Source organism: Streptomyces sp. NBC_01171 (genome assembly GCF_045039805.1).
In the GTDB taxonomy this organism is placed as follows: domain Bacteria; phylum Actinomycetota; class Actinomycetes; order Streptomycetales; family Streptomycetaceae; genus Streptomyces.
Genome location: NZ_CP108609.1, coordinates 2,384,426 through 2,397,637 on the forward strand (window position 1 = coordinate 2,384,426; position 13,212 = coordinate 2,397,637).

7 protein-coding genes are annotated in these 13,212 nt (G+C 70.4%); 1 reads left to right on the top strand and 6 read right to left on the bottom strand.

Annotated features, from left to right (window positions below; translation table 11 throughout):
- Positions 1–3: 3 nt before the first annotated feature.
- The 5 genes from OG448_RS10800 to OG448_RS10820 form a co-directional block, all read right to left on the bottom strand.
- The gene (locus OG448_RS10800; protein WP_405553094.1) at positions 4–984 is read right to left on the bottom strand and encodes an ABC transporter permease; all 981 of its coding nucleotides are present in this window, start codon (positions 982–984) and stop codon (positions 4–6) included.
- Between the two features lie 89 nt (positions 985–1,073).
- The gene (locus OG448_RS10805; protein ID WP_405553096.1) at positions 1,074–2,882 is read right to left on the bottom strand and encodes an ABC transporter substrate-binding protein; all 1,809 of its coding nucleotides are present in this window, start codon (positions 2,880–2,882) and stop codon (positions 1,074–1,076) included.
- A 108-nt stretch (positions 2,883–2,990) separates the two neighbouring features.
- Positions 2,991–4,025, bottom strand: coding sequence for an ABC transporter permease (locus OG448_RS10810; RefSeq protein ID WP_161190264.1), 1,035 nt, complete (start codon positions 4,023–4,025; stop codon positions 2,991–2,993).
- A 421-nt stretch (positions 4,026–4,446) separates the two neighbouring features.
- Positions 4,447–6,354 (bottom strand): translational GTPase TypA, encoded by a 1,908-nt coding sequence (gene typA, locus OG448_RS10815; protein ID WP_405553098.1) that lies wholly within the window; start codon positions 6,352–6,354, stop codon positions 4,447–4,449.
- 161 nt (positions 6,355–6,515) lie between these two features.
- A complete protein-coding gene (locus OG448_RS10820) occupies positions 6,516–8,684 on the bottom strand; it encodes an ABC transporter family substrate-binding protein (RefSeq protein ID WP_405553100.1) in 2,169 nt (722 codons plus the stop codon).
- A gap of 195 nt (positions 8,685–8,879) precedes the next feature.
- On the opposite strand from OG448_RS10820, the gene OG448_RS10825 reads away from it, so the two are divergent.
- On the top strand, positions 8,880–10,403 hold the full coding sequence (locus OG448_RS10825) for a hypothetical protein (protein WP_405553102.1): 1,524 nt from the start codon (positions 8,880–8,882) through the stop codon (positions 10,401–10,403).
- Here the strand turns inward: OG448_RS10825 and OG448_RS10830 are convergent.
- The gene (locus OG448_RS10830) at positions 10,390–12,972 is read right to left on the bottom strand and encodes a SpoIIE family protein phosphatase (RefSeq protein ID WP_405553104.1); all 2,583 of its coding nucleotides are present in this window, start codon (positions 12,970–12,972) and stop codon (positions 10,390–10,392) included. The two genes, OG448_RS10825 and OG448_RS10830, sit on opposite strands and share 14 nt — an antisense overlap.
- Positions 12,973–13,212: the final 240 nt, after the last annotated feature.

A 13,212-nucleotide genomic window follows, 5' to 3' on the forward strand; every position in this document is an offset into this window, starting at 1 on the left:
CTCCTAGGACAGCCGCACGCGCGGGTCGATGAAGGCGTACGCGGCGTCGACGATGATGTTGAAGAGCAGGATCATGGCGGCGGCGAACAGCATCACGCCCAGCAGCAGCGGCAGATCGCTGAAGAACACGGACTGCACGGACAGTTGGCCGAGGCCCGGCAGACCGAAGGTCCACTCGGTGATGATGGCGCCGCCGAGCAGCGAGCCGAGGTCGATGCCGAAGATGGTGACGATCGGGATCAGCGAGCCGCGCCAGGCGTACCGGAAGAACACGTACCGCCGGGACATGCCCTTGGCGCGGGCGGTGCGGACGTGGTCCTCCTGGAGCTGCTCGATCATCGAGGAGCGCGCCATACGGGTGTACTGCGCCGCAAAGATGGTGGAGAGGATCACCCAGGGGATGAGCAGCCCCGAGAACCAGGTCAGGGGGTTGGCGGTGAAGTCGTTGTAGGCGGGCTTCTCGAACCAGTGGGTCTGGTAGACGAGCAGCGCCAGGGCCAGCGGGCCGAGGAAGTAGATCTGCATCCCGGAGATGACCATCGCGCCGGCCGTCGCCACCTTGTCGACGATGGTGCCCCGCCGCCAGGCGGCCACCAGACCGGCGCCGATGCCGGTGAGGAGGAAGAACACCGCGCTGCCGATGGTCAGCGAGACGGTGGTGGGCAGCCGGTCGATCAGCGTGCCCCAGACCTGCTCGTTGGTGTGGTACGAGTAGCCGAAGCAGGGTGCCGGGCACGGCCCCTGGGCGAAGCCGTCACTGCCCATGACCAGGTTGTGCAGGAAGCCCAGGTACTGCTCCGGGATGGACTTGTCGAGGCCGAGCACATGGTGGATGTTCTCGATGGCATCGGCGTTGCAGGTCTTGCCGCACATCAGCAGCGCCGGGTCGCGGGGCACCCCGAAGAACAGGACGAACGTGACGATGCTCAGCAGGAACAGGATGACGACGGCACCGAGGGTCCGGCGGACGAGGAAGCGCAGCATGACAGGGGCAGCTCTCTGACGTCGGCGGTCCGGGGCCCGGCGCCCGGCGCACCCCCGAAGGGGCGCGCCGGATGCCGGGCGGGGGGCGGTTACTTGATGAAGAGACGACGCGGGTCGACGCCGCTGAGCACGTCGTCGTAGACGAGTCCGCCGACCTTGGAACCGGCGATCTGGGTCTGCTTGTAGTACGCGGTCGGGACGACGTTGACCACGTCCTTCACGATGTGCTGGTCGAGCTTCTCCCACTCGGACGCGGCCTTGGCCGGGTCGGTGATCTTGCTGATCCGGTCGATCTCGCTGTTGATCTGCGGGTCGTTGATCTGGGAGTAGTTCTGCGCGCCGTCGGCGATCACGCGGCCGTCGTACAGCGGCGGGATCACGGTCGAGGCGGACGGCCAGTCGGCACCCCACGCGGTGTGGAAGATGTCGTAGTTGTTGTTCAGCTTGGAGACCTGGTCGTAGAACGTCTCGGCCGGGATCTCCTGGCGCTGGACGTCGAAGCCGGCCTTCTTCAGGCCCGCCGCCATGGCCGTGGAGTACTGCTGGCCCTCGGGGGTGTTGATGTAGCCGAAGGTCAGCTTCATGTTGAGCTTGCCGGCCTTCTTCAGCAGCTCCTTGGCCTTGGCCGCGTCACCGGCGGGCTTCTTCTTCTTGCCCCACGGGTCGAAGGCGGCGTCGTAGCCGGAGACGGTCGGGGAGATCAGACCGCCCGCGACCTCCATGGCGTCGGTGCCGCCGTAGGCGCGGACGAACGGCGTGACCGGCAGCGCGTAGGCGATGGCCTCGCGGACCGTCTTGTCCTGCATGGGCTTGTGGCTCATGTTGATGTTCATCTGGCCCACGAACGACTGGTAGCCCGAGACCGTCCGGGACTTCAGCTTCGCGTCCCTGAGCACCGAGGACAGGTTGCCCGCGTCGACCTGGTTGTTGAAGCTGATGCCGGTCCGGTCCGCGCCGCTGTCGGCGAGCAGCGCCTTGGTGGACGCCTCGTACTGCTGGTTGAAGCTGAAGTTGAACCGGTCGATGTACTGGTGCCGGATCGGGTCCGTCTTCGGGTCCCAGTTGGTGTTCTTCACCAGCACCATGGACTTGCCGGACTTGAACGACTGGACCTTGTACGGGCCGCTCACCACGGGCGCCTTGTCGTAGCGCTCCTTGGTGTCACCCTTCTGGGACACGACTCCGTAGCCGGCCATGGCCAGGGCGTACGGCAGGTCGGGGCGCGCCGTCTTGAAGTGGAAGACGATCGTCTTGTCGTCCGGCGTCGACAGCACCGAGTCGGGCAGGTGCTTGCCCTTGTACGGGCCGTCCTTGAGCAGCTTGCGGTACGTCGCGCCCGGCGAGTCGGCGAGCCACTGCTGGAGGAAGGTCGGGCCCTGGTTGATGAAGGGCGCGAAGAGCCGCTCGACGGTGTGCCGGACGTCCTTGGACGTGATCGGCGTGCCGTCCTGGAACTTGATGCCGTCCTTGAGCGTGTACTTCCAGGTCTTGCCGCCGTCGGTGGTGGTGCCCGAGTCGGTGGCGAGGTCGCCGACGACCTCGTGCTTGCTGCCGTCGTTGCTGGTCGCCTTGTACCCGGTGAGACCGCGGTGCAGCAGGGTGGCGAGCGAGCCCTCGTCGGACACGTAGATCTGTGCCGGGTCGAGGTGCGCGTAGCTGTCGCGCTGGAGCACTTCCAGGGTGCCGCCGGACTTGGCGCCGGGCACCTCGGCGGCCGGTCCGGTGGACGCCTTCTCGTCACCGAACTTGATCAGCGCCTGCTGGCGCTGGGCGTTCTGCTGCTGCTTCTTGTCGTCGCCGCCGCTGTCGCTGCCGCCCTTGCTGCAACCGGTGAGCACAAGCGCTCCGGCCGCGAGCACGGAGAGTGCGCCGTAAGTGTGGCGTCCGCCCCTACTCATCACGAGGTTCCCACCCATCTCTGTGTCACCAGTGCGTTCCTGTGTCACCAGTGCGGAGAAACTGCTGGTAGTGCTGTGCGAGGTGCTGTGGTGCTGTGAAGTGACCGGTCAGCGTGCGGTCTTGGGGTCGAACGCGTCCCTGACCGAATCCCCGAGCAGGTTGAACGCCACGATGAAGATGATCATCGAGATGCCCGGGAAGAACATGTAGGTGATGTCGTTCTGCATCACCAGTTCCGTGGACGCCTTGGAGAACATCTGTCCCCAGTCCGGCGTCGGTTCGACGATGCCCACGCCCAGGAAGGAGAGTCCGGCCTCGGCGGTGACGAAGGCGGGCAGCAGGTAGGTGGCCTGCACCAGCAGCGGGGTGACCACGTTCGGCAGGATCTCCTTGCGGATGATCCGCCACGACGAGGCTCCGCTGACCCTGGCCGCCTCGATGAACTCCCGCTCCCGCAGGGCGAGCGAGGTGCCGCGCAGGATGCGGGCGAGGCTCATCCAGCCGAGGAACCACTGGACGATGATCAGCGCCAGTACCCGGACGTAGGTGGGGGTCTCGTCGCGGGGGCTGACGAACAGTGAGACGACGACCGGCATGCTGGCGATGAAGAAGAGCTGCGCCGGGAAGGCGAGCAGGAAGTCGATGACCCGGCCGATGACGAAGTCGGTGCGGCCGCCCAGGTATCCGGCCGCGACCCCGAGCAGGATGCCGGTGAGGACGACGGTGACGGTGACCGCGAGCGAGATCATCAGCGAGGTACGGATGCCGAACAGGAGCTTGGTGAAGACGTCGTAGCCGTTGCCCGGTTCGAGGCCGAACCAGAACTCGCCGCTGATACCGCCGTTGGGCTGCACCGGGACGCCCGCACTGTCGAACAGCTCGGGACGCTCGTCCGCGTACACCGTGTACGGGTCCTTGCCGTACAGCTTGGAGATCAGCGGGGCGAGCAGCCCGATCAGGAAGAAGAAGATCACGACACAGGCCGAGATCACGCCGGTGCGGTCGCGCTTGAAGCGCATCCACATCAGCCGGCCGGGAGAACGGCCCTCGAGCTGGACGGTCTCGGCCTTCGCCGGCGGCCCTGGTTCGCCGTCGACGACGACCGAGGTCCCGCCGCCCTCGATGTCGATAGGACTTGTCACGGTTCGTCCGTTTCACAGATATGAGTGCGGGAGGTTCCGGGATTGCTGGACAGCGCGCGAAACCACAGCCGGACGCGCGTAGTTCTAGGGCCGGATCACACCGCCGGGAGCGACGAACAGCTCCCCTTTGACCCGAGCGGTACGCGGCTAACTATCTGCCATGAGCCAAGTGGCGACCACTGTCTTTAAATCTCAATTCAGTCACGGCTGACGGGCGGAACTTCCAAAAACCGGACAAACAGTTCCCCTACTGAAGGCCGCGAAACGGACGTGTTACATGGCTATCGGTCCGGGATCTCCGCGTTCCGGACACCGGACGGCCCGGCGGCCGGGAAAAACCGGTTGCGAAAAAGCCCGGCCGCCCCCGAGATGGGGACGGCCGGGCTCAACCACTCGGCGTTCACGCCGAGTTGTTCATACGTCAGTTGTGCTTGGCACGGCTCGCGGTGCGGCCGCGCTCCTTCTGGTCGAGGACGACCTTGCGGATGCGAACCGCCTCCGGGGTCACCTCGACGCACTCGTCGTCGCGGCAGAACTCCAGCGACTGCTCCAGGGAGAGCTTGCGCGGCGGGACGATCGCCTCGAACGAGTCGGCCGACGAGGACCGCATGTTCGTGAGCTTCTTCTCCTTGGTGATGTTCACGTCCATGTCGTCGGAGCGCGAGTTCTCGCCGACGATCATGCCCTCGTACACCTCGGTGCCGGGCTCGGTGAACAGCACGCCGCGCTCCTGAAGGTTCGTCATCGCGAACGCGGTGACGGCGCCGGAGCGGTCGGCGACGAGCGAGCCGTTGTTACGGGTCGTCAGGGTGCCGAACCAGGGCTCGTGGCCCTCGTGGATGGAGTGGGCGATGCCCGTGCCGCGCGTACCGGTCAGGAACTCGGTACGGAAGCCGATGAGGCCGCGGGACGGGACGACGAACTCCAGGCGGACCCAGCCGGAGCCGTGGTTCGACATGTTGTCCATCCGGCCCTTGCGGACGCCCATGAGCTGCGTGACCGCGCCCATGTGCTCCTCGGGGACGTCGATCGTCATGCGCTCGACCGGCTCGTACACCTTGCCGTCGATGACCTGGGTGACGACCTGCGGCTTGCCGATGGTCAGCTCGAAGCCCTCGCGGCGCATCTGCTCGACCAGGATGGCGAGCGCCAGCTCACCACGGCCCTGGACCTCCCAGGCGTCCGGGCGCTCGGTGTCGAGTACGCGGAGGGAGACGTTACCGATCAGCTCGCGGTCGAGGCGGTCCTTGACCTGGCGGGCGGTGACCTTGCGGTCCTTGACCGCGGACTTGGCGTCCGCGCCCTTGCCCGTGCCACCGCGGCCGACCAGCGGCGAGGTGTTGGTGCCGATGGTCATGGAGATCGCGGGCTCGTCCACCGTGATCAGCGGGAGCGCGACGGGGTTCTCCGGGTCGGCGAGGGTCTCACCGATCATGATGTCCGGGATACCGGCGACGGCGCAGATGTCACCGGGGCCCGCCACCTCGGCCGGCTTGCGGGTGAGCGCCTCGGTCATCATCAGCTCGGTGATGCGCACGTTCGACACCGTGCCGTCGCGCTTGATCCACGCCACGGTCTGGCCCTTGCGCAGCTCGCCCTGCTCGACCCGGAGCAGCGCGATACGGCCGAGGAAGTTGTCCGCGTCGAGGTTGGTGACGTGGGCCTGGAGCGGCGCGTCCTCCTCGTACGTCGGGGCCGGGACGTGCTCCAGGATCGTGGAGAAGAACGGCTCCAGGCTGGTGGAGTCCGCCGGGACCGTGCCGTTCTCCGGCTTGGTCAGCGAGGCGATGCCGTCACGGCCGCAGGCGTAGACGATCGGGAACTCGATCTGCTCCTCGTCCGCGTCCAGGTCGAGGAAGAGGTCGTACGTCTCGTTGACGACCTCGTCGATGCGCGAGTCCGGGCGGTCCGTCTTGTTGATGCACAGGATGACGGGAAGCCGCTGCTGGAGCGCCTTGCGCAGCACGAAGCGGGTCTGCGGCAGCGGGCCCTCGGAGGCGTCGACGAGCAGGACGACACCGTCGACCATCGACAGACCGCGCTCGACCTCGCCACCGAAGTCGGCGTGGCCGGGGGTGTCGATGATGTTGATGGTGATCGGCTCGCCGCCGTCCTTGGGGTGATACTTCACCGCCGTGTTCTTGGCGAGGATCGTGATGCCCTTCTCACGCTCCAGGTCGTTCGAGTCCATCATGCGGTCGTCGACGGAATCGAGCTGGTGGGCGGCAAACGCGCCGGCCTGCTTCAGCATGCCGTCGACGATGGTGGTCTTGCCATGGTCGACGTGGGCGACGATGGCGACGTTACGGATGTCGTGGCGCGTGGCCATATTGCGGCGTACTCCCGGAGTGTGCGGACTGCCCTGCGCGGGATTCTCTTGCGCGGGACCTGCCGGGCTGGACACGCCACGGCCTCACCCCATGGTACGTGGCCCTGCGGGGGACGGCCTCCGCAGGGCCACGGGGCCCGTTTTCCGGGTCGGATCAGGGGTCAGCTCTTGGTGGGGCTGGGCGAGACCTTCGCGCCCTTCTTCAGGAAGCCCATGTCCTCGTAGACCGGCGCCTGGAAGCCGAAGGCACCTACGTTGACCAGGGCCTTCCGTACGCCGACGAGCTGGGGGCGCTGGTAGAGCGGGATGGAGCCGGCCGCCGCCCAGATGCGGGTGTCGGCCTTGCGGATGAGGTCGCGGGACTCGTCCTCGTCCAGCGTCGAGGCGGCCTGGTCGAACAACTGGTCCACCTGGTCGGTGCCGACGCGGGTGTAGTTCTGCTCGACGTTCACCGAGCCGTCGGCGGCGGGCGCGGGCTTGGCGAAGATCGGGCGCGCGTCGGTGGCCGGGAAGGCGGAGGCGGGCCAGGAGTACAGGGCGAGGTCGAAGTCGCCGGCCGCGATGTGGTCCTTGAAGTAGCTCTCGTCCGGGACCTTGATGACCGTGGTGCGGATGCCGACCTTCTCCAGCATCGCGGAGATCCGCCCGGCGACGGTGTTCAGGGTCTCCGAGCCCGCGCCGGTGGGGAGCACGAAGCGGAGGTTGAGCGCCTGGCCGTCCTTGGCGAGCGGCCCGTTGACCGCGCCCGCCGGGGCTGCCGTGCCCTTGGGGGCGTAGGCGCCGGGGGCACCGCCCTGGCCGGTGTACTGCTTGCCGTCCTGGGCGAGGTGGCGGCCGCTGCCGTCGTCGTGCTCCTTCTTGCCGTCGGCGTTCTTGTCGTCCTCGCCGACGATGTACTCGCCGTCCTTGCCGCCCTCGGACCGGTCCTCGTCGTCCTCGGTGCCGCTCTCCGGTCCGGCGGCCTTCTCGGCCTTCTTCTCCGCCTTGACCGGGCCGCCCGGCACCCAGCCGGCGTCCGAGAGCAGGGCCTGCGCCTCCTTGGTGTCCTGGCCGCCGAGGGCGTCGCTGTTGTCGGCGTAGGCGGGCTGGCCCTCCAGCGCCAGGTGGCTGCCGACCGGCTCGGCGGGCAGGCCGAGCGGGGTCAGCACCAGCTTGGCCAGCTCCTTGCGGTCCAGGGCGCGGGCCACGGCCCGGCGTACCCGCTCGTCCGCGAGCAGGCCCCCGGCGCCGTTCAGGGCGAGCTGGGTGTAGGCGGGCTCCAGGGACTTGCGCACCTCGTAGGAGCGGAGCCCGTCCTGCTCCTCCAGGTACCGGGTGATGGCCTTGCGCAGCTTCTTCTGGCCGGCGTGCTCGACCTTCTCCGCCTCCAGGCCGTGGGCGAGCGCCCAGGAGCGGAGCTTCTTCGCACTGGTCCTCCCGCCGCCCGCGAGGGGGCTGCCGGTCCCGGTGCCCCCGGCGGCGCCGCCGATCCGCCCGGCCGTGGAGGGGTCCACGTCGGCGACGTCGACCTTGCCGTCGGCCAGCGCGGTCGCCCGCTCGTCGCGCGGGACGGTGTGCAGCACGAGCTTGTCGAGCTTGGCGGGCTGCCCCCACCAGCGCGGGTTGCGGGTGAGGACGACGTCCTTGGTGGCGGTGTCGACCTTCTCCAGCTTGAAGGGGCCCGCGGTGGTCTTGAGCTTGCGCCGGGCGCCGTCGTTGAAGGCGTCCGGGGTGCCCATGACGTCCTTCGGGTACAGCGGGGAGAACAGCGACTTCCAGTCGGCGTACGGGCGGGAGAAGGTGACCCGGACCTGGAGGTCGCTGGCGCCGCGCTCGATCTTGGCGATGCGGTCGTACCCGGCGTTGCGGGCGGTCCAGTAGGCGCTGTCCTTGCCGGACAGGGCGCGCCACTGGGCGACGAAGTCGGCGGCGCCGATCTCGCGGCCGTCGCTCCAGACGGCCTGCTGGTTCAGCTTGTACAGCACGACCTGGCGCGGCTCCGTCTCGATGACCTTGGCGGACTCCAGGTACGCGGGGTTCACCGCCGGGCGGCCGTTCGCGTCGAGCTGGAACATCGAGGGGAGGGTGGCCTGGGCGACCCGGGTGGTGCCCGCGTCGGCGTCGGCCTGGTAGGCGTTGAGCGTCTCCGGCAGCGCGTCCATGGCCCACTTCACGGTGCCGCCCTCGGCGACCTTGTCGCGGGTGACGTGGGCGATGTCCGGTCCGGCCAGCGGTCGGCCGGCCTTCTCGTCGGAGCTGCAGCCGGCGAGGAGGGGCACCGCGAGGGCGCCCGCGGTGAGGAAGGCGGTCGCGCGCAGGACCGCACGTGAGCCGACGCCGTCGTGGGACATCTCTGCTACCTCCGGAAAGCCGCGGGCGTGTTGATCACTTTTGGCGGTATATGGAGCTGATCAGATCTATGCGCCCACTGAAAACGACCGCACCGGGGGAAACGGGGCGACACGACCGCGCCGCGCGGCAACCCCACCCGTGCGGCGCAACACTGTCCGCTCGCGGGGCCGCGAACCCACCCATACGCTCCCAAAGTGACGTCCTCCCTGGTCCGGGGCCGCCCCCGGCACGCCACGGCGCACATACGCGTGCGGGTCGCGCACGCGCTCGTCGGCGCGGTCGCCGGGGCGGGCTGGCTGACCATCCCGGTGCTCGCGGCACAGGAACCGGCGACCGCGTCCCCTCCCCGCACGGCCCCTGCCGCTCCCACGGCTCCTGCCGCTCCTGCTGCTCCTGCTGCTCCTCGGGACGACGAGTCGTCCGCCGTCGACCTGATCCTCCCGATCGCCGTGCTCGGCACCGCCGGGGTGGTGGTCGCGTACAGCTACATACGGCGGGGCCGCCGCTCGTCCGGCGTCGTCTCCGCCGCACCGGCCGCCCCCACCCCGGCCGAGTCCGACCGCCAGGCCCGCGCGGCCCTGGTCCAGGCGGACGACAGCGTCCGGGCGAGCGAGGAGGAGTTGCCCTTCGCGGCCGCGCTCGTGGACGAACGGACTCTCGCCCCCTTCCGCCACGCGATCCACACCGCCCGCACGGAACTCTCCGCCGCCTTTGTCCTGTGGCACCGGTACGAGGAGGGCGAGCCCCACGACGCCGGCGACCGCAGGCAGGCCCTGGCCGGGGTCGTCGGCCGGTGCGCGGAGGCGGGGCGGGTGCTGGACGCGCGGGCCGGGGAGCTGGACCGGCTGCGCTGGGCGCAGGTGGGCCCGGCGCTGGAGGTGGCCGAGGGGGCGTTCCGCCGGCTGGCGGCGCGTGCGGCGGGCGCGCGGGCCACGGCCTCGGAACTGCGCGAGCGGTACGGCCCCTCGGTGGGCGGGCGGGCCGCCGGATGCGTCGAAGAGGCCATGGACCGGCTGGTGTTCGCCACCGCCCGGCTCAACGAGGCCCGCCGCGCGACCGACTTGGGCGAGGAGGCGCGCGCGGTACGTCAACTCCGGGCCGCGGAGGGCTCCGTGGCGCAGGCCGGGATTCTGGTGGCGGGGGTGGACCGCACGGCCCGTCGGCTGCGGGAGGCGGCGGCACTGGTACCGGCCGCGCTGACCGGTGCGGAGGCGGTGCTGGCGGAGGCGCGGGCCACGGGCACACCGGTGCCGTCCGGGGCCGACGACACCCTGGCCGCCGTACGCCAGGAGCTGACGGCGGGCCCGTACGACCCGCTGGACGCGCTGCGCCGGATCACCCGCGCCCTGGTGCGGCTGCCGGGTGCCCGGACCGGGGTGCTGGACACCGCCGCCCACCTGGTGGCGCAGGCCACGACCGGCGAGGCGGAGGACTTCGTCGCGGTGCACCGGGGCGCGGTCGGCGCCGACCCCCGCTCCCTGCTCGCGGCGGCGGTACGCACCCTCGCCACGCCCCACCCCGTCGAAGCGGCCGTCCTCGCCCGCCGGTCCCTGGAACTGGCCGAACGGGACGTACGGGCGCACGGCGTGCCGCAGTCCGACACCCAGGGGACCGCCGGGGCGGTCCGGGGCGGAGTGCTCCTCGGCGGGGAGCCGGACGGGGGCCCGCCGGTGGCCTTCGGCGGGCCGGAGACCCGCCGAAGGTTCAGAACAGGCTGAGCAGCGCCTCCGCCGGGTCGGTCAGAGGGCTGTCGGCACCCGGGAGCGGCAGCTCGAACCACACCGTCTTGCCGCGCGGGGTGCGGCGGGAGCCCCAGGCCGCGCTGAGCAGCCCGACCAGTTGCAGCCCGCGGCCGCCCTCGTCGGTGTCCCGGGCGCGCCGCCTGCGGGGCTGGACCAGACCGGCGTCCCAGACCTCGCAGACCAGGGTGCGGTCCAGCAGCAGCCGGAGCCTGATCTCGCCCTCGCCGTACCGCAGGGCGTTCGTCACCAGCTCGCTGACCAGGAGTTCCGTGGTGTCGACCAGGGGTTCGAGGTCCCAGCTCAGCAGTTGCGCCCGCGCGTACTCGCGGGCCCGGCCCACGCTGCGCGGCTCGCGGGGCAGGGTCCAGTCGCCGACCGACTCGGTGGGCAGGCCCTGGACGCGGGCCATGAGCAGGGCGATGTCGTCCTCGCCGTGCCGGGTGTCGAGGCTGTTCAGGACGTGGTCGCAGACGTCCTCCAGCGGCCGGGAGGGATCGGTGAGCGCCTGCACGAACGCCTGGAGCCCTTCGTCCAGCGGATGGTCGCGGGACTCGACCAGGCCGTCGGTGTAGAGGGCGAGCAGGGCACCCTCGGGCAGTTCGACCTCCACCTCCTCGAACGGCTCGCCGCCCACGCCCAGCGGCATCCCGGGTGGCACGTCCAGCATCAGCGCGGCCTCGCCGGGCTCCACCAGCACCGGCGGCAGGTGACCCGCGTTGGCGAAGGTGCAGCGCCGGGTGACGGAGTCGTAGACCGCGTACACACAGGTGGCGAGGTAGACCTCGCACAGGTCGGCGTCGCGGGGCTGGCGGGCCGCGCGGGTGGCCTGCTGGACCCCGCCGGGGGTGCCGAGGCCGCGGGCGATCTCGTCCAGCGCGGAGAGCACCTCGGCCGGCTCGAGGTCGAGCAGGGCCAGGGTGCGTACCGCCGTACGGAGCTCGCCCATCGCCACGGCCGCGCGCAGGCCGCGGCCCATCACGTCGCCGACCACCAACGCCGTGCGGTGGCCGGGAAGTTCGATGACGTCGAACCAGTCGCCGCCGACCTCGGTGGCCGCGTTGCCGGGCAGGTAGCGGCAGGCGATGTCCAGGCCGGACGCCTCGGGGTCGCCGGGCGGGAGCAGGGACCGCTGGAGTATCAGCGCGCGTTCGTGCTCGCGCCGGTAGAGCCGGGCGTTGTCGATGCAGACGGCGGCACGCGCGGCCAGCTCCACCGCGAGGTCGCGGTCACGGTCCCCGAACGGCTCGCTGCCCTTGGTGCGGGCGAACTGCACGATGCCCACCACGGTGTCGTGCGCGACCATCGGCACGGCGAGCGTGGACTGCACCAGGCCGCCCTCCTCGGCGGGCACCCGCTGCGGCCGGGCGGTGCGCAGGGCGTCCGCGCAGGGGGAGTTGAACGGGAAGCGGTGCACCGCGCCCAGCTCCACCCGCTCCGCCGACCCGTCGAAGGGCGCGTCGGAGACGGCGCTGGCGAAGGCGACCCGGCGCAGTTCCGCGCTGCCGTCGGCCAGCTTGGGCGGGGCCTCGTCACCGGTCAGCAGGGCCTGGTAGAGGTCGACGGTGGCCAGGTCGCAGAAGCCGGGGACGACCACGTCGAGCAGTTCGCGGGCGGTCGTCTCCAGGTCGAGCGAGTTCCCTATGCGGGCGCCGGCCTCGTTGAGCAGGGCGAGGTTGCGCCGCGCGGAGGCGGCCTCGCGGGCGGCCTCGCGCCGGGCGGTGATGTCGGTGCCGAGCCAGGCCACCCCGATGGGACGCCCACTGCCGCTGTGCACGCGGTAGAGGTTGATGGACCAGTGCCGGCGCTCGTCGGAGTCCGGCACGAAGCCGGTGACATGCATGTCCGTCACGGAGTCGCCGGACTCCAGCACCCGGCGCATGGTGGCCGCGACCCGGTCGGCCTCGGCGCGCGGCAGGTAGTCGTGCACGCCCTTGCCCCGGTGCTCGTCCGGGGTGCCGCCAAAGATCGAGGCGAACCGGGTGTTGGCCCGGCGCACCCGGAGATCGGTGTCGATCAGCAGGAACCCGAACGGAGATTGGCCGAATATCGCCTGCGACGCGGCGAGGTCGGTCTCGATGCTGCGCAGGGTCCGCACGTCCACGACGATGCAGACGGCGGCCTTGTCGCCCTCGGCGGTACGGGTGGGCATGACGTAGACCTCCGCCATGCCCTCCTCGCCGCGTGAGCCGTCGTCCCCGTCCGGCATCCGGAAGGGGACCACACCGGTCCACTCCCGCCCGTCCAGGATCTCGGCCATCTTGCGCTGGCCGCGACTGCGCAGGTCGGGGTCGACGAACGCCTCGATCGGGTCGAGCCCCACGGCCCGGTGGGCGGGGATGCCGAAGAGCTGTTCGGCGCGCAGGCTCCACTGCTCGATCAGCCCGCCGGGACTGAGGGAGAAGGACGCGACCTTTATGTAGTCGTACATCGAGCCGGGCGGACTGCTCTGCCACATGTCAGCGGGGGCCGCCTCTTCGGCGGCCCGGCCCCTCGCGGCGTCCGACGGGTCCTCGGACTCCGTGGCCTTCGCTGGTATCTCGCTCACGCGAACCGTCCCCTCCAGCTCACCGCGTCCGGCACCGGTCACCGGGGGCGGCTGCCCGCAGTATCCAGCACTACGGCGCCGCACAACACGGTGTTCACGATCACAGCTCGGTACGGGTGCCTTCCGGCCCGCGCTGCGACAACACTTCCAGTCTTCTAACCAGGGAACACGGCCTCGAACCACGCGCCCGGCAACGCGCTTGCGCACCGGGGCACGAGCCGACCCACGCGGGGGCGCGCG

Excerpts from the sequence above, each read along its gene's own strand:
- OG448_RS10800 (WP_405553094.1), bottom strand. The coding sequence starts at position 984 with ATGCTGCGCTTCCTCGTCCGCCGGACCCTCGGTGCCGTCGTCATCCTG.
- OG448_RS10805 (WP_405553096.1), bottom strand. The coding sequence starts at position 2,882 with ATGAGTAGGGGCGGACGCCACACTTACGGCGCACTCTCCGTGCTCGCG.
- typA (WP_405553098.1), bottom strand. The coding sequence starts at position 6,354 with ATGGCCACGCGCCACGACATCCGTAACGTCGCCATCGTCGCCCACGTC.
- OG448_RS10820 (WP_405553100.1), bottom strand. The coding sequence starts at position 8,684 with ATGTCCCACGACGGCGTCGGCTCACGTGCGGTCCTGCGCGCGACCGCC.